Annotated in this window: 21 protein-coding genes and 1 pseudogene; 11 read left to right on the plus strand and 11 right to left on the minus strand. The window is 43.7% G+C overall.

What is annotated here, in order from left to right:
• Positions 1-50 precede the first annotated feature (50 nt).
• The gene (locus tag HMPREF3034_RS12185; protein WP_082721653.1) at positions 51-188 is read right to left on the minus strand and encodes a glycoside hydrolase family 97 C-terminal domain-containing protein; all 138 of its coding nucleotides are present in this window, start codon (positions 186-188) and stop codon (positions 51-53) included.
• Between HMPREF3034_RS12185 and HMPREF3034_RS01185 the strand changes: the two genes are divergently transcribed.
• Positions 182-1,048 carry a RagB/SusD family nutrient uptake outer membrane protein gene (locus HMPREF3034_RS01185; RefSeq protein WP_036900067.1) on the plus strand — a complete coding sequence of 289 codons (867 nt, stop codon included), beginning with the start codon at positions 182-184 and terminating at the stop codon, positions 1,046-1,048. The two genes, HMPREF3034_RS12185 and HMPREF3034_RS01185, sit on opposite strands and share 7 nt — an antisense overlap.
• A 76-nt stretch (positions 1,049-1,124) precedes the next feature.
• On the opposite strand, the gene lpxA is transcribed toward HMPREF3034_RS01185, so the two are convergent.
• The 7 genes from lpxA to HMPREF3034_RS01220 form a co-directional block, all read right to left on the minus strand.
• Entirely contained in the window at positions 1,125-1,907 is a 783-nt protein-coding gene (gene lpxA / locus HMPREF3034_RS01190; protein WP_036896680.1) for an acyl-ACP--UDP-N-acetylglucosamine O-acyltransferase, read from the minus strand.
• A 25-nt stretch (positions 1,908-1,932) separates the two neighbouring features.
• On the minus strand, positions 1,933-3,321 hold the full coding sequence (locus HMPREF3034_RS01195) for an efflux transporter outer membrane subunit (RefSeq protein ID WP_036896730.1): 1,389 nt from the start codon (positions 3,319-3,321) through the stop codon (positions 1,933-1,935).
• Positions 3,322-3,324: 3 nt separating this feature from the next.
• Entirely contained in the window at positions 3,325-6,588 is a 3,264-nt protein-coding gene (locus HMPREF3034_RS01200; RefSeq protein ID WP_036896681.1) for an efflux RND transporter permease subunit, read from the minus strand.
• Positions 6,589-6,619: 31 nt separating this feature from the next.
• A complete protein-coding gene (locus tag HMPREF3034_RS01205; RefSeq protein WP_036896682.1) occupies positions 6,620-7,819 on the minus strand; it encodes an efflux RND transporter periplasmic adaptor subunit in 1,200 nt (399 codons plus the stop codon).
• Between the two features lie 215 nt (positions 7,820-8,034).
• Complete coding sequence (locus HMPREF3034_RS01210) at positions 8,035-9,462, minus strand: CCA tRNA nucleotidyltransferase (RefSeq protein WP_036896683.1); 1,428 nt, start codon at positions 9,460-9,462, stop codon at positions 8,035-8,037.
• A gap of 34 nt (positions 9,463-9,496) precedes the next feature.
• A complete protein-coding gene (locus HMPREF3034_RS01215; RefSeq protein ID WP_036896684.1) occupies positions 9,497-10,399 on the minus strand; it encodes a patatin-like phospholipase family protein in 903 nt (300 codons plus the stop codon).
• 415 nt (positions 10,400-10,814) lie between these two features.
• Positions 10,815-11,261 carry a DUF6078 family protein gene (locus HMPREF3034_RS01220; RefSeq protein ID WP_052052802.1) on the minus strand — a complete coding sequence of 149 codons (447 nt, stop codon included), beginning with the start codon at positions 11,259-11,261 and terminating at the stop codon, positions 10,815-10,817.
• 185 nt (positions 11,262-11,446) lie between these two features.
• On the opposite strand from HMPREF3034_RS01220, the gene HMPREF3034_RS01225 reads away from it, so the two are divergent.
• Together HMPREF3034_RS01225 and HMPREF3034_RS01230 are read left to right on the plus strand one after the other, a co-directional pair.
• Positions 11,447-12,892 (plus strand): ATP-binding protein, encoded by a 1,446-nt coding sequence (locus HMPREF3034_RS01225; RefSeq protein ID WP_036896685.1) that lies wholly within the window; start codon positions 11,447-11,449, stop codon positions 12,890-12,892.
• A gap of 190 nt (positions 12,893-13,082) precedes the next feature.
• Positions 13,083-13,433 carry an MmcQ/YjbR family DNA-binding protein gene (locus tag HMPREF3034_RS01230; protein WP_036896732.1) on the plus strand — a complete coding sequence of 117 codons (351 nt, stop codon included), beginning with the start codon at positions 13,083-13,085 and terminating at the stop codon, positions 13,431-13,433.
• On the opposite strand, the gene HMPREF3034_RS01235 is transcribed toward HMPREF3034_RS01230, so the two are convergent.
• Entirely contained in the window at positions 13,430-15,493 is a 2,064-nt protein-coding gene (locus HMPREF3034_RS01235) for a family 20 glycosylhydrolase (RefSeq protein ID WP_036896686.1), read from the minus strand. The genes HMPREF3034_RS01230 and HMPREF3034_RS01235 overlap by 4 nt on opposite strands.
• A gap of 124 nt (positions 15,494-15,617) precedes the next feature.
• On the opposite strand from HMPREF3034_RS01235, the gene HMPREF3034_RS01240 reads away from it, so the two are divergent.
• From HMPREF3034_RS01240 to HMPREF3034_RS01275, 8 genes and pseudogenes are all read left to right on the plus strand, one after another.
• The gene (locus HMPREF3034_RS01240; RefSeq protein WP_036896687.1) at positions 15,618-16,031 is read left to right on the plus strand and encodes a hypothetical protein; all 414 of its coding nucleotides are present in this window, start codon (positions 15,618-15,620) and stop codon (positions 16,029-16,031) included.
• Between the two features lie 81 nt (positions 16,032-16,112).
• Positions 16,113-17,157, plus strand: a pseudogene (locus tag HMPREF3034_RS01245) (Fic family protein).
• 187 nt (positions 17,158-17,344) lie between these two features.
• Complete coding sequence (locus HMPREF3034_RS01250; RefSeq protein WP_062432548.1) at positions 17,345-17,887, plus strand: DUF1599 domain-containing protein; 543 nt, start codon at positions 17,345-17,347, stop codon at positions 17,885-17,887.
• Positions 17,888-17,896: 9 nt separating this feature from the next.
• Complete coding sequence (locus HMPREF3034_RS01255) at positions 17,897-19,978, plus strand: BT_3928 family protein (protein WP_082721654.1); 2,082 nt, start codon at positions 17,897-17,899, stop codon at positions 19,976-19,978.
• 87 nt (positions 19,979-20,065) lie between these two features.
• Entirely contained in the window at positions 20,066-20,737 is a 672-nt protein-coding gene (locus tag HMPREF3034_RS01260; protein ID WP_062432550.1) for an SPOR domain-containing protein, read from the plus strand.
• 56 nt (positions 20,738-20,793) lie between these two features.
• Positions 20,794-21,387, plus strand: a complete 594-nt coding sequence (gene folE, locus HMPREF3034_RS01265; RefSeq protein WP_036896690.1) for a GTP cyclohydrolase I FolE — start codon at positions 20,794-20,796, stop codon at positions 21,385-21,387.
• A gap of 68 nt (positions 21,388-21,455) precedes the next feature.
• The gene (locus HMPREF3034_RS01270; RefSeq protein WP_082721656.1) at positions 21,456-22,079 is read left to right on the plus strand and encodes a DUF4840 domain-containing protein; all 624 of its coding nucleotides are present in this window, start codon (positions 21,456-21,458) and stop codon (positions 22,077-22,079) included.
• 11 nt (positions 22,080-22,090) lie between these two features.
• The gene (locus tag HMPREF3034_RS01275; RefSeq protein WP_036896734.1) at positions 22,091-22,843 is read left to right on the plus strand and encodes an exodeoxyribonuclease III; all 753 of its coding nucleotides are present in this window, start codon (positions 22,091-22,093) and stop codon (positions 22,841-22,843) included.
• 112 nt (positions 22,844-22,955) lie between these two features.
• On the opposite strand, the gene HMPREF3034_RS01280 is transcribed toward HMPREF3034_RS01275, so the two are convergent.
• Together HMPREF3034_RS01280 and HMPREF3034_RS01285 are read right to left on the minus strand one after the other, a co-directional pair.
• A complete protein-coding gene (locus tag HMPREF3034_RS01280; RefSeq protein WP_036896692.1) occupies positions 22,956-23,462 on the minus strand; it encodes a toxin-antitoxin system YwqK family antitoxin in 507 nt (168 codons plus the stop codon).
• 329 nt (positions 23,463-23,791) lie between these two features.
• Positions 23,792-24,101 (minus strand): energy transducer TonB (locus tag HMPREF3034_RS01285; protein WP_197421710.1); only part of this gene is annotated, 310 nt, incomplete at its 5' end.

Consider the following 24,101-nt stretch of genomic DNA (forward strand, 5'->3'; position numbering starts at 1 on the left):
GAGTATATCAATTTTGACACACCCTCTTTTTTATTGTCTATCATCATCACTTATTCCACTACAGCCGTGAACCCACCATTACGTACCATACGGATATTGAGCGTGGTATCAGAGTTCGCTTTTTTCTTTTCCATGCGGTAGTCCATAGCTTGTAAGCCGGCATTAAAACCATCGGTAAAGAGTGTCATCTTATGTGTACGATGCCATCAACAATATACTTTTAATCAAAGAGGCCGATGCACGGCGACTCAACCTGTTCCAAAACTATTGTAATGTGTTCCATGCACTCATCTATTACAACATGGTAGTGGCTTGGGGCGATATGCCTTATCTATCACAAAGACAAACCGATTCTGGTAGTCGAATTGTACGCACTGGCAAGAAGACGATCTTTACTAATTTGGAAACAAACCTAAAGAATGCCATTGAGTCACTAAAAGAAGAACGAAATGAATCGTTAAATGGTGAAGAGGGATTCTTCTTCGTCCCTAAAGATGTGGCACGTATCATCTTGGCACAAATTTATATGTATCAAGGCGACTACAACTCGGCGACGCCACTACTGGAGAAAGTCATCAAAAACGGCTATTATAGTCTCGACAATAGCAACTACAGCAATCTGGAAACGCTTAAAGCCATCAACAGTTACAGCAAAGAGAATATACTATCGTTAAGACCTCAATACATAAGAAATGCCGAAAAAGGCTTCAAGGATTATTCTTCGTATTCGTTACCAGTGCTGAATTACACTGACGTAATGCTGCTCTATGCGGAATGTATGGTACATACCGGGCAGGCAACACAAGCCAACAATTATTTGAAACAGGTAGTAGATGCCAAGCATATCAGTGTTTCGGACAGTGGGATTACAGGTATCAAGGAAGCAAGACAAAAGTTGTTGCTCTACAGTATCGGCAACTTCGCTTTCATGAAACGTAACAAACTCGCTATCACCGAATATGGCATCAAGGACTATCAACAACTTTTGCCAATTCCGTTTAGCCAAATTGACTTGAATCCGGGCATGACTCAGAATCTCGGATATTAACAAAACCGACTGAAAAACAAAAAGGGCTGACCTCACGGCCAGCCCTTATCATAAACACAAGATGTATAGGTATGAACTACATCTTGCTGATAATACCTAATTGTGTACCCTCGATAAAATTCACAATATTCTGAATTTCAATGCTATCGGGCACTTGTTCCTTCACTTGAAGCACTGCATCGAACACGCTTGTCTGCCCATGGAACACCAGTCGATAAGCATTAGCAATATGCTTCTGTATCTTTTCGTCGACACCATCTTGGGTCAACATCACATCGTTGATACCCGTATAAGACACCGGACGACCACCTGCTATAATATAAGGTGGTATATCTTTGGAGAAAGTAGTGCCGGCTTGAATCATCGCACGGTCGCCTACGCGGGTCTTACTATTCTCAATGACGCTGCTTGAGAAGATTACTCCGTTCCCGATTTCGCAATCTCCGGCTATCTTGGTACCGTATCCGAACACACACTGATTACCCACCTTGGTGTCATGAGAGATATGGGTTCCTTCCATCAGGAAGTTATCATTACCTATCACCGTGGTACATCCGCGGTGTGTGGCACGGTTGATAACCACGTTCTCACGAATAATATTATTGTCGCCGATGATGAGTCGAGAATACTCCCCGGTAAATTCAAAATCCTGAGGGAGCGCACCTAACACCGTGCACTGATGTACCTTGTTGTGGCTACCCATGCGAGTACCGTTGAGAATGCTCACAAATGGGAAGATTACACAGTTGTCGCCAATCTCCACATCGTCCTCGATGAAAACGAAAGGATATATAGTACAGTTGTCTCCTATCTTTGCTTTGGGAGAAACTTCTGCTTTAGGACTTATTTGACTTGCCATCTTTTCTTGTTTTAAAATTCGACAATTACTTGGCTCCACCGCCCAGTGCATAATATAGATTAACCACAGCCTGCATCTTGGAGAAGTCGTCTTGCACCTTGGAAAGTTCTGCATTGAGCAGGCTCTGCTGGGCACTAATGACCTCCAAATAGGTGCTGTTGGATTGCGACATCAACAGTTTGGTATCGACAACGTTCTGCTTCAGCGTAGCCACCTGCTTTTCCTCGATACGGCTTTTAGACGCCGAAGCGTTGTAAAGTATCAGGGCGTTACTCACTTCACTGCCCGCACTCAAAAGCGACTGTTGCCATGTGTTGTAGGCAGCTTGGTACTGGTCTTTCGCTACACGGAGTCCGGCAATGAGTTGTCCACGCTGGAAAATAGGCTGTACAAGACTACCTACCGCACTCAACAAGAACTTACCGGGATTCACGATACCCATGCCACCACTGTTGGTAAAGGCACCTGTGGGCGAAATTGTGAGGTTGGGATAGAAGCGACTACGCGCATTCTCCACACCATAGAAGCACTGTGCCAAATTCATCTCGGCAGCATGAACATCTGCGCGATTGTTCAATAGTTGGAGAGAGATACCTGTTGAAAAGTTGTCGGGAAGGCTCTGATCTGCCAATTTACCACGGACAATGGTCTGAGCCGGCTGACCTAGCAAGAGAGAAAGCGAGTTCTCGGCCTCACGAATATTACGTAGAAGGTCGGCCTTCTGTGCCATGACAGAGTAGTAACTGGCTTCGGCACTCTGTACTCCGGTAGAACGTACGCGGCCAAGTTCCTTCTGTATCTTCATCACATCCCATGTATCTTTGGTCAACTTCTCCATGTTGGTGATGATATTCACTTCTTCGTCGAGCATCAACAGGGTGTAATAAAGGTTGGCAATATTGGCTATCAGCTTGGTCTTCACCGCCACTTGATAGTCTTTAGTGCCTATCAAAGCCATCTGCGCACTACGCTTGGATGACAACAAATTGCCAAAGAGATCGACTGTCCAACTGGCTGAAATGGGTAACGAATAGGTCTTCGTAGCCTTATTTCCATCCCATGAAGCGATAGTTCCATTGGGAGCAAAGGTGAAAGAAGGCAAGAATGCCAACTTTGCAGCCTTGAGTTGAGCCTCAGCCATATCAACATTGAGGGCAGCATTGAGCAAATTGGTGTTGTTAGTCAACCCTTTTTCGATGAGAACACGCAACTGTGGGTCGGTAAACACACTGCGCCAAGGCAGATTACCAAAGCTCGCCGTGTCGCGAACTGCCAACGTATCGGTGACGGAAACAGTGTCCCTCACCAGTCCCTGCGTGTTGATAACAGGTCGTTCGTATTTTCCGTATAGGCTCTTACAGCCTGTCAAAGACACGACTGCAAGGCCTAATATGATTAAACTCTTTATTTTCATCATTTACTTTTCTTCTACTTTATATTCAATAGGGCGTCGAGCATATTGCTGCAACTCAGTAGCAACTTCGGGATTGTTCTCGTCTTCGAAGACAATAGGCTTGAACTTCTCTTGCAAATATTCAAAGATAACGAACAAAGCCGGTACTACAAAGATCTGAATCATCATACCAATGAGCATACCACCAACGGCTGCTGCACCTAGAGTCTGGTTACCATTCTTGCCTACACCGCTTGCAAACATCATCGGTAACAGACCAATGACCATGGCAAAACCGGTCATCAAGATAGGACGAAGACGCGAAGAAGCACCCAAAATAGCGGCATACTTGATAGCCATACCGGTACGACGACGCTGCAAAGCGAACTCTACTATCAAGATAGCGTTCTTAGCTAGCAGACCAATAAGCATAATCAGCGAAATCTGCATGTAGATATCGTTGCTGTGACCAAACAAGTTGGTGAAGATAAATGCACCTGCCAAACCGAAAGGTAACGACAAGATAACCGACAACGGAAGCAAATAACTCTCGTATTGAGCCGACAAAATCAAGTAAACGAACACAATACACAGCACAAAGATGATGGCTGTGGTATTGCTAGACTCCTGCTCCGAACGGGTCAAACCGGAGAAATCGTAACCGTAACCGGTCGGTAAATTCTGCTGAGCAACTTCTTGTACGGCCTTGATAGCATCTCCTGAAGAATAACCATCGGCCGGTGTTGCATTGATATTGATACTTGTAAACAGGTTGAAACGGTTCACATTAGACGGTCCATAGACACGCTTCAGTGTGCAATATTCACTGATAGGAGCCATTCCGGCAGCCGTACGTACATAGATATTCGTTAAGTCTCCGGGGCGCATACGGCTTGCAACGTCACCTTGGATCATCACGCGGAAGAGCTTACCATAGCTGTTAAAGTTAGAAGCATAGAGTCCGCCGTAGTATCCTTGCAACGTAGAAAGAACCACTCTTGGACTGATTCCGCTCTGTTTACATTTGGCTACGTCCACATCTACCATATATTGTGGGTAGTTAGGATTGTACGATGTCATCGCATTTGAAATCTCCGGACGCTTGTTCAGTTCCTTTAAGAAGTCCTGAGTAACGCTGAAGAACTTGTTCAAATCGCCACCCGTCTTATCCTGCATAGAGAATGTTAGACCGTTGGTAGCCGAAAAACCGGGAATCATAGGAGGTCCAAAAGCTAGAATCTGCGCTCCTTTGATAGAGGCAATCTGCTTGTATATCATACCAAGGACAGACGTATTAGCCATTGGATTGACGAAGAATCGCATGATACCATCACCCTGCCACAAGCCGGAGAGTTTATAGAAGAATCCGCTGGGGCGCTCGTCGAAAGGCTTCAACTTGATAATAAAGGTGGCTTGGTCGGAACCTTGACCGGCAATAAAGTTATAACCGACGATTTGTTCACGGCTTTGGATAGCTGGATTGCTTGCCAACATGGCATCCACACGGTCGGTAACCTTCTGCGTTTCGGCCTGACTGGTAGCAGGAGGAAGCGAGATGGTGACGAACAATGTACCTGTATCTTCATCCGGAACAAGCCCGGTCTTGGTCACACCCATTGAGATGACCAACAATACAATACCCACAACAACGGTAGATATTGTCACAATACGATGACCAATGATATTCTCTACGCCCTTACGATACTTCACGAGCATCTTGTCAAAGGCTGTATTGAAAGCAGTATGAAAACGGTCTATGCGACTCATCTTGCGCTCATGGCCGTCTTTGTCGTGCGGTTTCAAGAACATAGCACAAAGAGCCGGAGACAGCGTCAAGGCATTAATAGCCGAGATAACGATACTTACAGCCATCGTAACACCAAACTCTCGATAGAATGTACCGCTCGTTCCGCTGATGAACGACACCGGAACGAACACCGAAGCCATAACAAGCGTAATAGAAATAATAGCACCTGAAATCTCATTCATGGCGTCAATAGAAGCCGTCTTTGCACTCTTATAACCCAAATCTAGCTTGGCATGCACCGCTTCCACCACCACTATGGCGTCGTCCACTACAATAGCGATGGCCAAAAGTAGCGCAGATAACGTAAGCAAGTTGATGGAGAAACCGAATATCCAAAGGAAAAGGAAGGTACCAATCAATGATACCGGCACGGCAATCAACGGAATCAACGTCGAACGGAAGTCTTGTAAGAAGATGTAAACCACGAAGAACACCAGCACGAAGGTGATAATTAATGTCATTACAACTTCTTCGATAGAGGCATAGAGAAACTCTGTTACATCATAGTCTATCTTGTATTCCAGTCCGGGAGGGAAGTTTTTGGCTTGTTCTTCAAGCACCTGCTTCACACCTTTGGCAATATCATTAGCGTTAGAACCGGCTATCTGCTGTACCATACCCATCACAGAGGGCTGGTTGTTGTTCTTCTGTCCAACAGCATAATTTAGTCCGCCAAGCTCTATCTTAGCCACATCGCGCAGGTGAAGTGTCTGTCCTGTCGACGAATTACTGATGAGAATATTGCCATATTCGGTCGGTGTCTTCAATCTACCTTTATAGCGCATCACGTATTCGAAGCTGGCATTGCTCTGCTCACCAAACTTACCGGGAGCGGCTTCGATATTCTGTTCGGCCAAAGATGCAGCTATATCAGATGGTATCAAACCATACTGTTTCATCTTATCAGGCTGCAACCAAATACGCATAGAGTAGGTCTTGGTACTGAAAGTCTGCACATCGCCCACCCCGGATACACGCTTCAAGGCCGGAATAATATTAATGTTGTTATAGTTGGTCACGAATTTGGCGTCGTAATGACCATCTTCTGTCGTGATACTATACATGATGACGTTACTCGTCTGACGCTTTGAAGTAGTCACACCCACCTGTGTTACCTCGGCAGGTAGCAACGCTTGCGCCTGCTGTACACGGTTCTGTACATTCACGGCAGCCATGTTCGGGTCGGTACCTTGTTTGAAGTACACCGTAATCATGGCCATACCATCATTCGTTGCCGACGATGTCATGTAGGTCATGTTCTCTACTCCGTTGATACTTTCCTCCAAAGGAGTGACCACGGAGTTCAATACCGTCTGCGCATCTGCACCCGTATAAACCGTCGATACGGATATAGTAGGTGGCGCAATGTCCGGATACTGCTCAACAGGTAGCGATATTAAGCCTATCAATCCCAACAAAACGAGGAAGACTGATACCACCGTTGACAGTACAGGACGTTCAATAAATCTTGAAAATGTCATAATAAACAGTTATTTTCAACAATCTTTTTCTCTACTTTTTACCCTTCATGGTATCAATAAAACCCTTTGCCGAGCCTTGATTGGCTGCCATCTTGGTTGCCTTTTCTAGGTTTGCTTCATACTGAGCTTCGGATATTGGCTCTATCTTCATACCGTCGGTCAACGACGTCAAACCCTTGGTTACGATGCGGTCGCCCACCTTCAAACCGGTCAAAACCACATAATTACGCCCATCATTCTGTGGATCGACAGTGATTTCCGTATACTTCACCTTACCGTCTGAGCCTACCGTATAAACAAATACTTTATCTTGTATCTCCGTAGTTGCACTTTGTGGTATCACAATAGCATTACTATGAATGTTTGGAACAATGATAGAACCGGCGCCACCACTCTTCAATACATGGTCGGGATTGTCGAAACGAGCGATCATAGAAAGCGAACCGGTACTTTGATCAATCACTCCGCTCACTTTCGTCACCTTTCCCGGACGGTCGTAGATAGTTCCGTCGGCCAGCTGTAGCTTCACTGCCGGGTAGTCACTAATAGCAGCATGCACGCCACCGGCCTTCTTTGAGAGCTCCAACATATCCTTTTCGGTCATCGAGAAGTATACTTCCATGGTACTCGTATTAGACACTGTGGTCAACGCATCGGGGCTGGATGCACTTACCAATGCACCTACTTTATAAGGAATATCGCCTACTACACCGTTAGCCGGGCTCTTCACATAGCAGTAACTCAGCATCTCTCTAGCCGAAGCCAAGGATGCCTCGGCCTGTGCCAAAGACGCATGTGCACTCTCATAGGAGTTCTTTGCCGACTGCAACTCATACGAACCGATGACATTGCTACTAAAAAGTTTCTGGCTATTGTCGTAAGTCAACTTAGCCGTATTCATCCCTGAGCGAGCTGTATTCACAGCAGCTTGAGCCTGACGGACAGCTGCTTGATAGGTCTCATTGTCTATAACAAACAACAATTGACCGGCTTTTACAGCCTGACCTTGTTGTACACAAACCTTCGTAATGAATCCCGAAACCTTTGGACGTATCTCCACATCCTGCACACCTTTGATAGTTGCTGGATAAGTAGTTTGCATCTCTGCACTCTGAGAACCAATGGTTACTACCGGATAATGGTTATCGGTTGGCAACTGATTGCGCTTGTTGCCACATGAAGCTATCAAGAGCCCAACGGCTCCGACAAACAAATAAGTCTTAATCTTCATACCTTAAATACTATATATAATTATTATTTCTATCTCATATCATGTAGTCTGACGCGCAACATGCCTCTATCAGCTATCTTATGACGTATTAATCTAAAAACTTATATCGCTATAAAAGTTTGGCGACACAAAAGTACAAATTCTTTGCAAACTTTAGTCTGCAATCAGGTTTTATTTAACAAAGATTATAAGGGAAACTTATATTCTGAATACGATCAAACGGTCAGTCCCATAGAGGCAGCCTTCTTACGCAGCAACTCCAACAAAGGCTCACGCTCGTTAGGCACCTTATTGTCCAGTACAGCGTCTTTCAACGCTTGCTTCAATGCCCCAACTTCTCGCGAAGGACGCAGATGGAACATCTCCATAATCTCGTTACCATCTATCACCGGTTGCAACAATCGCTTGTAATCACGCTCCTGTAAGTCGACCAACTTCTCACGTACAATACGGAAATTGTCGAGGAATCGCTGCTTGCGCTGCTGGTTTTTGCTCGTAATATCAGCTTCACAAAGGGTCATCAGCGAGTCTATATCGTCTCCGGCATCGTTCATCAAGCGACGTACAGCACTGTCGGTCACCTCGTCATCGGCTATGGCTATGGGGCGCATGTGCAAGTCTACCATCTTTTCTACGAACTTCATCTTCGCATCCATCGGCAATTTCATTCGACGAAAAATGGTAGGTATCATCTTCGCTCCTATATAATTATGGTTATGGAACGTCCATCCGGCCACGTTATCCCATCGTTTACTGCGCGGTTTACCTACGTCATGGAATAGCGCCGACCACCGTAACCACAGGTTATCAGTATGTTTACAGATATTATCGAGCACTTCCAACGTGTGATAGAAATTGTTCTTATGAGCACGACCATTGCGTACATCCACCACATCCATGGCTGCTAATTCTGGCAAAATAAGCTTCAACAGTCCGCAACGATGCAAGTCGACGAAGCCTTTACTGGGCGTCTTCGTCATCATGATTTTGTTCATCTCATCAGCAATGCGTTCACCGCTGATAATCTTAATGCGATCGGCATTGCGCTCCAACGCCTCAAACGTCTCATCTTCGATAAAAAAATTAAGCTGTGTGGCGAATCGAATACAGCGCATCATGCGCAAGGGGTCATCCGAAAACGTAATATCCGGGTCGAGCGGCGTGCGGATTATGCCATCTTCCATATCCAAAAGTCCATCGAAAGGATCTACCAATTCGCCAAATCTATCAGCATTCAGACACACGGCCATAGCATTGATGGTGAAGTCGCGACGGTTCTGATCGTCTTCCAACGTACCGTCCTCCACCACCGGTTTGCGCGAGTCGTGGCTATAACTTTCCTTTCGTGCCCCCACAAACTCCACTTCCATGTCGCGGAATTTTACCTGTGCCGTACCGAAATTACGGAACACCGAGAGATGAGCTTTCCTGCCCAACTGCTTCTTCAAGGCGTCAGCCACCTGTATACCACTGCCCACGACCACCACATCAATATCATTTGATGGGCGCTCTAAAAACAAATCGCGCACGTATCCGCCCACCACATAACACTCCATGTGGAGAGAATCGGCTGCTAACGAAATTTGATGGAATATATCTTGATCGAGTAATTGAGCCAAATCGGCATCAGTAAGATTCCTCATTCTTATATTTTAGTCTTATTGGGATGCAAAGTTACTATTTTTTTTCTAATTCATCTAACTTTCTACCCATCTCTTCTCGGCCGTAAGCAATGATTTCCTCGGCCTTGTCATAATCGAATAAACTGTAGCGGCACATGGGTAATTGGACATACAAATCGGGCGGCGTGAGTCGCAAAGCCATCTGAGTATTATTCTGAATCGTCAGCCGTGCCACCCGCAAAGCCATATTAAAATAGTTCTCAGAGAATTTTATCTTATTGAAAGGAAAGTGCGAACGGATTGCAAATTCTAAAGAACTATGCCGTTCGCACTGCGGTTTTAGATAACAAACATACGGTTCATCATCGGGCGCACTGACGTTAACAGCCACTAATAAATCACCCTCTTGGCGCATCACGCGGTCGAGCGGCAACGTATTATGTACACTGCCATCTACCAATACACGCTCTCCATCTATCACCGGACTAAAGAATCCGGGAATGGAAATAGATGCACGGATAGCTTGGAGCAGCGAGCCTTCGTTAAAAACCATTTCTCGTCCCGACACTATATCGCTTGCCACACAACAGAACTTAATCGGTAAATCTTCTATTTTACGATCGCCTACCAACGCTTCCAACGCCATCATCAGTTTCTCACCGGTCGCCACATGATCCAACCCCAGCGAGATACCCATGAGCGAAAGGATACGTCTGCGATCCAAGTTGGTAAGTTCTTGTCGCAGAGCATCCAACTGTCCGGCCGCCCAAAGACCACCTATAAGTGCCCCTATCGATGTTCCTGCTATTGATGTAATGGTATATCCGCGACTCACCAACTCGTCTATTGCTCCAATATGAGCCAATCCACGAGCTCCACCACCCGATAAGACCAATGCCACTCGGCGCTCGTCGGACCGGCACGAGAACCATTTCCTTATACGATTCAATATCTTCATGCTAGTAGTCCTTCCTGTTTCATCATTACAAAAATAATGAAAAAGATGCTTGATACCGCCTTTTTACAGCTAATAATACATAAAAGGGAGGTAAGGAACTGGGATTTCACATATCCAAATTTCCGATAATTACCGCCAAGCACACATACAGGTAGCTACACATAAGCATTGTAGGGACGCGACATGTCGCGTCCGCAGCCAAATAACACCAATGTTTACACCCCACCATTATCCACATCTCATCTCGAAATCATATCAAAATAGAATTTCATCATTGTCTACTTGTCAACGCATCATTTTGTCTACTACCCAACTGCAAGAGCAAGGCAACAATGCTGCCAAGCCGTTTCAGCATCGCTGAGTCATCCCAACAGCGATGCTGACTCAACTTAGCAGCAATCCAAGAGCATTCCCATTACCAGTCGAATCCTTCCTCATAAGCATCGAAAAGATGCTCCGTATCGAGTCGATAACGTTTAAACACCTCCATAACAGCATTTTGGGCAGATGGAGAAATTAGTTTTTCACCCTTTCGGCAATAATAGAATTGCCGGTAGGAAGAGAAGCAATCCATTACCGCTCTACGCACTTCGGGATAGATTTTTCGAGGTACATTGTCGAAAATGTGCAACATACCACGAGCCAACTGTTGCTTCTGCGCCGAGCGATAATACGTGCATGGCGTTCCACTTAAGCCATCGGCAAGTGCATAGGGATTTAACATGTGCATGTAAGTTTGCTTCTCATCCACGTTCGCAGCAAACATCTTGCTCCGCAGGCAAGACGCGCTCAAGGCGCATTTGCCCTCGGTGAGCATGCAAACAACATAGTCTGCCGGTCTTTGATTTGTTGTAGTTTTCATATCATTTGTTTATTAGTCGATGCAAAGTTAACCTCTTTGCACACCTATTGCAACCCCTTGCTGCATACAATGTGCGATACATGAAAGAGACGTTTTGAATATTAAATCACACCATATATCGTTTTTACAAATAATAAATTTATCTTTGCAAAGAAAGAACATATACACTTGAAAGCCGCAATATCATGGATTGGAAGAAAAAAGCCATAACATTATTAGAAGACAGTTTATATCCTATTCCAACGGAATTGAATGAACTTGATTGGAAATGCGCTTTGTCTACAAAAACAGAAAGACTTGCTGAACACCTTTGTGCTTTCTCTAATTACAAAGGAGGAGGGATATTGGTATTTGGAATCAATAATGATGGAAGTTTTACGCCACTCACTAAAACAGATATTGACAACATTATCCAGAAATTAGGAAATATTGCACACAACAATCTGTCATCGTCTATTAGTATAGAACATGCAGTCTTAACTTATCAAGAACACTCTATGCTATTCATTTATATCCCTGAGCAATCAGATAAGCCCATCCACAAAAAGGGGTCAAATATGTTTGATGCATATACACGTTCAGCAGGTTCAACCATCAAGATGTCGAGGTCACAAATCAAATCCCTCATAGCAGACTCACAAGGAACTCCGTTTGAGAAAAGACATGCAAAGCAAAATCTGACAGTAAAGCAAGTCCTCACCCTGCTCAACTATAGGAAATTGTATCAGATTTTGGACAAAACAATCCCAAACAACACGCAGATTGTGATGGAATTACTTGTAACCTTAGGGTATTGTACAGAATCTCTAGACGCAGGAAAGTGGGATATCACTAATCTTGGAGCTTTGCTATTCGCCAATGATATAAAAGACTTTGAAGAGCTTAGTAGCCATTCGGTAATTGTGAGGATATACGAGGGCAATAACAATTTAAAACTACTTCATGAGCAAATCGGAACATATGGATATGCTATTGGCTTCGATGGATTAATTGACTATGTAATGAAGCACTCCTCCACAGAGAACATAAAAGTGGCTCGAATACTGCAACCGACATATCCACTGATAGCCATTAGGGAGTTTATTGCCAATGCGTTGGTCCATCAAGATTTCTCTATACCGGGCATGGCTGTAACTATTGAAATATTTAAAGACAGAATTGTAATAACAAATCCGGGGTCCCCACTTGGAGATATTAATCGATTAATAGATATGCCTCCACTATCCCGAAATGAACAACTCGCCCAAGCGATGTTCTTCCTGAGATATTGCGAGCGTCGCGGAAGTGGTATAGACCGTGCCGTTGAAGCCATAGAACAGATGCTTCTACCTGCTGTTAAATTCACAAAAAACGCACTATACACACGCATATTCCTCTATCCTAGAAAGAGAATATCAGATATGACCAAGCAAGAGAAGGTTATGGCGTGCTATCAGCATGCCTGTCTCTCATACGAATCAAACAATCCTATCAACAACTTATCAGTAAGAGAAAGATTTGGATTGGATAAGAATAAATCTGCCGTAGCATCACGTATCATATCAGATACATTAGAAGCGCACTTGATAAAAGTATCAGACGAAAGTATAACTTCTAAAAAATATGCCACATATGTTCCATATTATGTTTAAGTTCTTATTTGCAAAACAAATCAAATAACACCATAATCTACTGATTATCAGAGTATTCTTATTTGCAAAGTAAATCATATCAGTACTTTTACACACAAGAATCGAGTCCTACTATCTCACATTTTGGATATATTTCTAATATTTATTATCTTTGCCAATAACATCATTCAACGAAAATCAACGTCTCACAATGGACATAGAAGAAGCACGATTGGTCGCGCTACAACACAAAGGAGTGACAGAAGAATTGTTTGCCGAACGATGGATTTCGTTCCGCATCGAGGGTAAATGGTTCATGCTGATAGAACTGGATACACCCGAACCACGCATTGCCGTTAAACTAAAGCCGGAACACGGACAGGAGTTGCGCGAACAATACGATGGTGTCAAACCGGTGTATCACATGAACAAGAAACATTGGAACGACCTCTATCTAGACCTATTACCCCCCGAATTGGTGACCGATTGTATCGCCGAATCTTACCAATTGGTAGTTCATTCGCTACCCAAAAAGATAAGAATGGAACTAGAGAAAAATTAGCGCGTAGGCGAATAGATTACATTATCAAGTGCGCACGTACCCTCCTGATTGGTCAAGACAAAGGTAAACATCCACTTAGCAAGGCGAGTGGCAGAAGTAGCCTCAAATCCGTTATTGGGCAACTTGATGAGTATCTTGTTCCAACCCTTGTTGAGCAAAATGCCAATAGGCTTCCGAGCACTGAAATTCTCATTGAGTAACGGACGTTCATTCGTACGTCCGGTGTAGGTATTCTGCCATGTAGGTGGGATTATCTCCGCATCGTTCACCCAAATACGACTCTCTCTATAATCCCATTTACCCTGTCGTGGCGCTACATCAGCCTCACTACGACCGTAATTGTAGAACTCTATCTGTGCACCAGCCATCTGCTTCACGGGCGAATAAACATAGGTATAGGCGTACGCGGTAGTATTGGATTGCGGATGTTCAAAGAATCCGGGCACCGTCTTCTCTCCCCAATAATGTCGCAAAAACACCGTAGCGCCCAGCGCAGAATGCGTACCATAAACCTTTCCTTGATAAGTATAAGAAGATTTCAGTTCTTCGGTCTCCGGTGGAAACTTCATTGTTAAATCACCATTATTAGGAAAAGCGTCGGTAATAAGCCATTTCACGTTAGTTTGTTTCACATAGTTGATAGGCTTACCTTGTAGAAAATGCGCCTTATGATAAAGGAACCGACGTTCCCAATCGAAGAAATCGGTGTCGGCAACAGACAGTCTTACCCCTTTGTTTGTGAAATAACCTTTTCCTCCACCAAGCCATCCACGCTCGGCAGCAGCCAACATAGAGGCATAAAAATTGTTCTGCGTAATGATAGATTCATAGCTAGGCATCAGCCTATCGTTCCACATCCCCATGATAACACCGGCATACTGTGCACTCCCCTCCCGTTGTTCGGCAATAGTAGAACCATAAAGCAAGGCTAAATCGGCATACGTATCGAAGTGATTAATGTAGTGATAACGAGAGTCAATGGCCGGTACGCCGGGAGTAGGTCGGCCTCGCCCACTCCACATCTGTGTCATATTGAGCACCGACTTATCCCCCACACCGGGACTCCATGCCATTACTTTGCGACCAAGCGACTTGAGATGGGCTACGATTTCACTTACAAAGGTGTTCAAATCCAATGCATGTTGCCCGGCCAGAGGCTTATCGGCAACACGATATTCGTCTGTTCCTATGTGCATCCATGGGGTACCACTGAAAGTCTCGGAAGCCTCTGTTAGCAGATTCTTCAATTCATTCAGTCCCTCCACCGTGACCATACTATGCCCCATAGCACGACGAAAGGCCTCGCTATGACCGGGCATATCAAGTTCGGGAATAACCGTGATACCATAAGAAGATGCCAAGGTAACAAGTTCACGAACTTGTGCCTTGGTATAATATTGACCGGGAAACCGCGTAAAACTAGAATCGGCATTCAACTGAGGATAAATATCGCTCTGCAATCGCCAACCTTGATTATCGGTGAGATGCCACTGGAATACGTTCACTTTGTAGCGAGCCAAGGCCACAACCTCTTCTTTAAGTCGCTCGAAAGGGATATAACTGCGCCCGATATCATGCATGTAACCCCGCACTCGAAAGGCAGCCCAGTCTGTAATATCGCAACCGGCTATAGACCCACGACGTCCTTCGGCCAACTGACGGAGCGTCTGTGCTGCACGCAAAGCACCCAAACGAGTCGCAGCCTCTATCATTATCGTATTCAGATTGACCGTCAAATGATAAGCTTCTTCTTGGAATCGAGCACCACGAACCGATGCGACCATCCGCACAACAATGGTAGCATGAGCCTTAGCAACAACCTTTCCACCACCTTCAACGACCAACTCGGACAACTCTGCTGCCACACGCGGTCCACCAACGATAGCCACACTATCGGGCATCACGATGGATATAGAGCGATGAAGCGAGAATTGTCCCCTCACCCTTTGCAGTGAATGAGGGGTTGGCATGAGATGGATGATGTCGGCAGAAACCGACAACGGCAAGAATATTGTAAGCAATAGCAACTTCAAGAAAATTCGATGTATCAGGTATTTCATGACAACTCATTTGGATTAGACGGTCACAAAGTTAAAGAAAAATGAGAAAATGGAAAAGTATAGTAGGCTTTTTTGCTATTGAAAGAAAAATGCGTATATTTGTCATCTAACTAATAGACCGGAGATGAAGAAGCAACTCAATATACTATTGATTATCACAATATGGTTGGTTTCGTGTGCACCAACCGAAGATGAAAAGGCGGCTGCGCTGGTACAGTCGATAGATTCCCTGTATGCACAAGGTAAGTATGCCGATGTACTCGACTCCATTGAGTCGTTACGCAGAACTTATCCTATGGCTATTGAGTCGCGCAAACATGCTCTCAAAGTTTGGCAAGAAGCTTCATTGAAGCTTGCCCAAACCGAAATCGCCCAAACCGACTCAGCCCTACAAGCCACCATTGCCCTCGTCCAAACCTCTGCTACCATTGCCGAACGCAACAAATTAGGCGTCAAGCGTGATTCACTACAAGCCCGCTACGAAGCTATGTGCGGTGTCGTACGAATGATTCGGATAAAACAAAGGGCTGAGAAATAGAAACTTTCAAGGAAGTTATTGGAAACAACCGAAGCAATCCGAAATTATCAGAAGTCCCTAATCAGAACCATTTGATTGAACATGTACACACCACCGTTCACCATCACAGCAAAGATAGTCAACCAAATAGCTGACATATCAGCCCAAATTGAGCGATATGCCATTAGGCTGGAGCAAAACGATAGCCTACATTTGCGTAAGGCAAATCGTATAAAGATAATTCACAGTTCGCTAGCTATTGAGGGCAACACCCTTTCAGAGAACGAAGTAAAAGACATTGTTGAGGGTAAAACGGTGGTGGCTCCCCTCCGACAAATACAAGAAGTGAAGAACGCTTTGGCTACATATGAGTTACTTGATCAATTAAATCCATTCGAAGTCAATGATTTGTTACGTACTCACAGCACGATGATGATGGCATAGACTGATGATGCTGGACACTTCCGACGAGGCTGTGTAGGAGTTTTTTTCAGAACAGGGCGTTGTGTACATTGCCCCACCTGCCGATAGAGTTCCATACCTAATAAACGATCTTTTTGCTTGGTTAAAAACCGCTCAAGACCATCTACTCATCCGTTCCTGCGTATTTCACTACGAATTTGAGTTTATCCATCCTTTTAGTGATGGCAATGGACGAACTGGTAGATTGTGGCAATCGCTCATACTATCAAAATCACATCCCCTCTTTGCTCATCTACCTGTGGAGAATATCGTTTATTCCAACCAAGAACAGTACTATAAAGCTATAGCAACAGCCAATGATAATGCCAACAGCACACCTTTCATTGAATTTATGCTTGATGAAATCTTGAAAACATTAAAGTCTCATCAAGGACAACCTATTGATAAGAGTAGGGAACAAAGAAAATACATCAACGAGGAATTTGAAGCTAGATTTGGCAAAAAGTTCGGTGTAAAGTTCGGTGTAAAGTTCGGTGTAAACGAAAAACAGACGCTTCTTCTCATTGCCAAAAACTCTATATTAACAAGTTCGGAAATAGCCCAACAAATAGGAATAAGCCAACGTGCTATAGAGAAACATCTACAAAAATTCCGTCAACTCGGCATCATTGAACACGTAGGTAGTGACAAAACCGGACGATGGAAAGTCAAATCCATAGAATAACAAAACCATCTCTTGCACTAAACGCAATAAGAAAACACCCCCATCTACCAACTTTCAACAGGCTATAACATAATCAACTCTTCTTGACTCCCAAACTTTCTCACTTGAAAGTTTGACACCTTATATATTAATTATTTGCTTTTCTCGGTGGAATTCATTAAATTTGCAGGCGAAAATTTTAGGATTCATGAGTCATTCCAACACGGAAGAACAGTTCAAGAACATCATGCGCGAATGTCGCACACTGTTCGAAAAGAAGCTACATGACTATGGAGCTTCATGGCGTATATTGCGTCCATCCTCTCTCACCGACCAACTTTTTATCAAAGCCAAGCGCATTCGCTCGCTTGAAATCAAGAAAGAATCACGCGTAGGCGATGGTATCAGGACGGAATTTGTGGCACTTATCAACTATGGTATCATCGGTTTAATACAGTTGGAAAAAGGATTTGCCGACTCCATTGATATGACACCAACAGACGCTTTGGCTCTCTATGACCGACATGCAGAGGAAACTTTGAATCTCATGTTGAAGAAGAACCACGACTACGACGAAGCTTGGAGAGACATGCGCACTAGCAGTTACACCGACTTCATACTGACAAAGATAGAACGTGTCAAAGAGATTGAGGACATAGGAGGCGAAACTCTCGTGTCGGAAGGTATTGATGCCAACTACATGGACATCATCAATTACGCTGTATTTGGAGCCATCAAATTAGCGGAATAAGCAGAAGAAGTGGACAGACTGAAAACCATCCTCACCAACCTATGTAGATTGCTGCTTGCATTTACATTTATCTTTTCGGGTTATGTGAAAGCCATCGACCCCATCGGCACCCAATATAAGATACAAGATTACCTAAGTGCGATAGGATTGGTGGACGTATTGCCAGACTGGTTGACACTCTTCACATCGGTAGGATTAGCGGCATTGGAGTTCTCATTGGGTATTTTCATGCTGTTCGCTATTCGTCGTCGCGTCATCTCTAAGATTGTTATACTGTTCATGAGTATCATGACAGTTATTACAATATGGATAGTTGTGGCCGACCCGATAAAAGATTGCGGTTGCTTTGGCGACGCCATCATCCTGTCGAACACACAAACATTGCTCAAAAATATAGTGCTGTTGGCTGCAGCCATCATTATAGCGATATGGCCATTGCGCCAAATGCGATTCATCTCGAAGAGCAATCAGTGGATTGTCATCAACTATACGGTGCTGTTTATTATTATCTCAAGTGGGTATAGTCTTTACGATTTACCCCAATTCGACTTCCGCCCTTATCATGTAGGAGCTAACATTCTGAAAGGAATGGAGATTCCGCAAGGAGCCAAGCAACCGAAATTTGAGACAACATTCCTGCTTCAGAAGAATGGAAAGACGCGTGAGTTCACACTTGACAACTATCCTGATTCAACGTGGACGTTCGTGGATAGCAAAACGGTACAAACAGAGAAAGGCTATATTCCACCCATCCACGACTTCTCCATCCAGCTCAATAGCACGGGCGAAGATATTACCCGACAGGTTCTTACCAACAAAGGTTACACCTTCCTACTTATATCTCCCCATTTGGAAGTGGCTGACGATGGGAATTTCGGAGACATAAATCAGGTTTACGAATATGCTCAAAACTATGGTATACCATTCTATGGACTGACCGCAAGCGACAGTATAGCCATCAGCCATTGGGAAGATATGACCGGAGCTGAGTATCCGTTCTGTACTACAGACGAAACTACGTTGAAAACCATCATCCGTAGTAATCCGGGATTGGTACTTATTAAGGATGGTACTATCATCCGAAAGTGGAGCCACAACAGGCTGCCTAAGGATGAGGAACTGAAGAAACCACTCGCTCAAACCGAAATTGGCAAGATGTCGGACAATACGATTGCCGGTGACATATTGAAGATCATACTCTGTTTTGTGCTGCCACTGACACTCTTGACCTTGGCCGATCGCCTTTGGGCTTGGAGTAGATGGGTGAGAGCAAAAGAACTGAAAGAAAAGAAACATATTGTTCAACTCTTTAATAAAAAGAATAGTAAAATGAGAAAGAAAATTGTAGCAGGCAACTGGAAAATGAACATGAACCTGCAAGACGGCGTAGCTTTGGCTAAAGAACTCAACGAAGCTTTGGCAGCAGACAAACCAAACTGTGATGTTGTTATCTGTACTCCATTTATCCACTTGGCTACCGTAGCCGGCATTTTGGACAGCAATACCATCGGACTTGGTGCAGAAAACTGCGCTGACAAGGAAAAGGGAGCTTTCACTGGTGAGGTTTCTGCTGAGATGGTAAAGAGTACCGGTGCTCAATATGTAATCCTTGGCCACTCTGAGCGTCGTCAATATTACAATGAAACTCCGGAGATCTTGAAGGAGAAAGTATTGTTGGCACTGAAGAACGGTTTGAAGGTTATCTTCTGTATCGGTGAGACTTTGGAAGAGCGCGAAGCTAATAAGCAGAACGAAGTAGTAAAGGCTGAACTCGAAGGTTCTGTATTCAACTTGTCAGAAGAAGAATTTAAGAACATCATCATTGCTTATGAACCAATTTGGGCTATCGGTACCGGCAAGACAGCTACATCAGATCAGGCTGAAGAAATCCACGCATTCATCCGCTCAGCAGTCGCTGCTAAATACGGAGAGAAGATTGCCGACGAGACTTCTATCCTCTATGGTGGCAGCTGCAAGGCTAGCAATGCACCCGAACTATTCGCTAAACCCGACATTGATGGTGGTTTGATTGGTGGCGCAGCATTGAAATGCGCTGACTTCAAAGGCATTATTGACGCTTGGAAGAAATAAGAAATAAATCATTGAAGAATGGAAGGAGAAGACTCATTCCTTACAGAAAGAGTCTTTCTCCGCCTTTCTTTCCCTATTTAAATCGACATGATTAGAAATAAATTCGTCGCTCTATTGATATTGGTCATGTGTCCGTTTGCGACCATCAGCGCCCAAACATTCCTCGAACAACTACAAAAGAAAGTTCCAGGACAAGGCACCGTGTCTGTCAAACAAAGTAAGGAGATAGACGAATTGGTGAATGGTAGCAAGACTCAACAGAATGGTACCAAGCCACAAATAGATCCTAAGACCAAGGAAACGAAGCCCACCGAGCACCCTACCCCTACCACCCAACAACATAACGGTGACTCTACCAAGCGCGAACCAGCTCACAAAGAGGCTACACCGACAACTCAAAAGACTGCTGTTAATCCTCAAAAGACAACAGAAGAGGGTTATGATGAAACAGAAACACCGACCGTAGACTTACGTAAGAAAGTAATGGTGAGAAGTTATAAGGTGAATGGGTACAGGGTACAAGCATTCTCCGGAGGTAACTCCAGAGCCGACAAACAACGCGCTCAACAAATAGGTAACGCCATCAAAATGGCTTATCCAGACCAACCGGTCTATGTACATTTCTACTCACCACGATGGATTTGCCGCATCGGTAACTATCGAAGCATGCAAGAAGCAGTCCAAATGTTGCAGAATCTTCGCAAGATGGGCTACAAGCAAGCAACCATTGTACGTGGTAAGATTACCGTACAAGACTAACATTACAATAGAATATACCGGCTATAAGCCACTCTATCATATACGAAACAAATAGAATGAATCCTGAAATTGAATTTCGTGAGGGACTGGAAGAACTCGCATCACACTACCAAGCTATACTGAAACTCCTTGGCGAAGACACCGAACGCGAGGGATTAGAGAAGACTCCTATGCGCGTGGCAAAGGCCATGCAAGTACTCACGAGAGGCTATTCGCAAGATCCACACAAGGTATTAACTGACGCTCTTTTTGCTGAGAAGTACAACCAAATGGTCATTGTGAAGGACATTGATTTCTTTTCTATGTGCGAACATCATATGCTTCCATTCTATGGGAAAGTGCATGTTGCTTATATTCCCGATGGATATATTACCGGACTTAGCAAGATTGCACGCGTCGTAGACATCTTTAGTCATCGCTTACAAGTGCAAGAACGCTTGACACAACAGATTAAAGACTGCATCCAAAACACCCTGCATCCACTCGGAGTGATGGTCGTCATCGAGGCCAAACACATGTGTATGCAAATGCGCGGTGTCGAAAAGCAAAACTCAATTACGACTACCAGCGATTTCAGCGGGGCTTTCAATCAGGCTAAGACGCGCGAGGAATTTATGAATTTATTGCGTGGAGAATCTAAGAGAATTTAACAATTCCACATGCAAGATTCTCCTTTTCATATCGTTTTATACACATAACGAATTAAAAAACTTATCACATGAAAAATTTTAAAAGTTTATTTACCTTGATGTGCTGTGCTCTTTTGGCAACAGCTTCTTTTACTTCTTGTTTGGGTTCTGATAACAATGACGATTCCAACAATTACAAAAAACTCACTCCTACAGAGAAAACCACAATGATAACTGCCTTATCTGGCAATTATAAAGGAAAAGTGTATTCTTACAAAAACATCTCTGAGAGCAAGCCGGATTCTATGGATATCATGATAAGAGCAGCAATTGACTCTACCATTATTATCCCCAACATCCCCACAAAAGCCATCAGCAAGTATATTACAAGCGACGATCGCGAACTTGTAAATCAAGCAAAGACTTTCACAATTAAGGCCAATGTACGTACACCAGCAACTTATTCTACCCAATTCTTTAATAAAGGATATTATCAATTTATAATAATTCCGACTACTACCACATTCTCTGCCGGTTCAAAGAATGTAACTGTCGAGTACGCCAACCAATTAACTTTCAAACAAGTTGTTTTATACCCGATATGCGAATCTTTCCAAAATCAATTCGGATGTACACTTCTTATCAAGAGCATCAAAGTTGGCAATAGCACCTACGACGTCAATTTACCATTGCGATTCAAAGGCAAGAAATAAAATATAACATGCTGAAATTCATCTCATGGAATGTAAATGGGCTACGTGCCTGTGTAGGTAAGAACTTCGAAGCCGACTTCAAAGCACTTGATGCCGACTTCTTTTGCTTGCAAGAAACAAAGATGCAAGCCGGTCAGCTAGACTTACAATTCGAGGGATATGAATCGTATTGGAACTATGCCGACAAGAAAGGATACTCCGGTACGGCCATCTATACCAAGCATAAGCCACTCAATGTGGCTTATGGCATGGGTATCGACGAACACGACCACGAAGGGCGCGTCATCACACTAGAGTATGCCGACTTCTTCTTAGTTACCGTTTATACCCCCAACTCACAAGACGAGCTACGCCGTTTAGATTATCGCATGCAGTGGGAGGACGAATTTTCAAAGTATCTACAGGCACTCGACGCACGTAAACCCGTTATTGTTTGTGGTGATATGAATGTAGCTCACGAAGAGATAGACCTCAAAAATCCTAAGACCAATCATCGTAATGCAGGCTTCACCGACGAAGAACGCGAGAAGATGACAGCCTTATTGGCCAAAGGATTCATCGATACTTTCCGCACACTCTATCCTGAACAAATCACTTACAGTTGGTGGTCGTATCGTTTCAAAGCTCGCGAACGCAACACAGGGTGGCGTATTGACTATTTCCTTGCATCCGAACGGTTGCGCGACCGTATCTCAGATGCCAAAATACATACCGACATCTTTGGTTCCGATCACTGTCCCGTAGAGCTCGTTCTCAACGATTAAGTAATACAAACAAGCAATATCCATTCTTTGATATATACAAAAAGACAAAGGAGTCCGCTTCTCACGAAGCAGACTCCTTTTTTAGTATTATAATAGAGACTTTTATATTTATTTATAAGAGAGATTTTATTTCATTCAAAGAGCGCTTTTCCATCGTTCCGTCTTGGCGAGTTACAGTGAAGTAACTGTGCTTTGAAACACCATCAGCAAACTCTACTACGGCAATACTACCATCGCGCATCTGCAATGTGAAGTATCCTTCGCGCTTACCATTTACAAACTTTCCATGCCACTTTTCATTACCATTCTTATAATAAGTGGTAACTTCACCGTTCAGTACGGTATTCTTATCGTTGCCAAGATCTATAAAGCTATAACCACCCTCAGCCTTCAATGTTCCGTTCATATAGAAGTCTTGGAACACTTCTTGTTTTTTCAAGCCCGTTCCGGCAGTCATCAACAAACGATAATAACTAGCTTGTTCGCTACTTGTAACGTGCAACATATTCTCCGCATAGAAAATAGTATCGGCTACAACTGTAGCATTTTCAATATGCTTACGGCCAAAACTAGAGATGGCCATCATTACCATTGCGGTTATCAAAAGGGTACGTTTCATAAGTCAAAAGTTTAATAGGTCTCGATTTTTCTATTGCAAATATATACAAGAAATATCATTTAAGCTTTTGATTTTAACACTATTTTGCACAAAAATCAACCCTCTTTTTTAACTGAAATATTTCCCTATGCTTTCAGTTTAAAACTTTTAGTTTTTCAAGATTATACTTACAGTTTGTAAAGCCACATTACACAAACCACCCCTTAAAACACCTTCTAACTTACAATATGACACTTTTACGCTCCTAAAACATGTTTTTTTACACTCATCAAGTACCTACCCTACCTATCTTTTCGATACTTCTTGTTTCAATTTTCATCCAAAATATATCATTGAGTCATCAATCTTACTGGAAGTACGTACTCTGTGCGAACATTTTGCCCATCTTTCTGAGCAGATTTCCAACCATACATTTGACGTAAACTCTCTATAAGTGCTCTATCTACCGAGGGCGAAGAAGGACTTACGATAGCCAGATGAGACAAGCTACCATCGCATTCTACCACGAATCTAGCCACTACCCTACCACACTTTCCCTCCAACTTTCCACGCTCAGGTATTACAAATTGCGTTGAAAAATAGTCCAAAAGGTCTGCTTTACCATTTTTATACGCGAGTTCGGGATAAAAAAAGCATTTA

It is taken from the genome of Prevotella sp. DNF00663, from assembly GCF_001553265.1.
In the GTDB taxonomy this organism is placed as follows: domain Bacteria; phylum Bacteroidota; class Bacteroidia; order Bacteroidales; family Bacteroidaceae; genus Prevotella.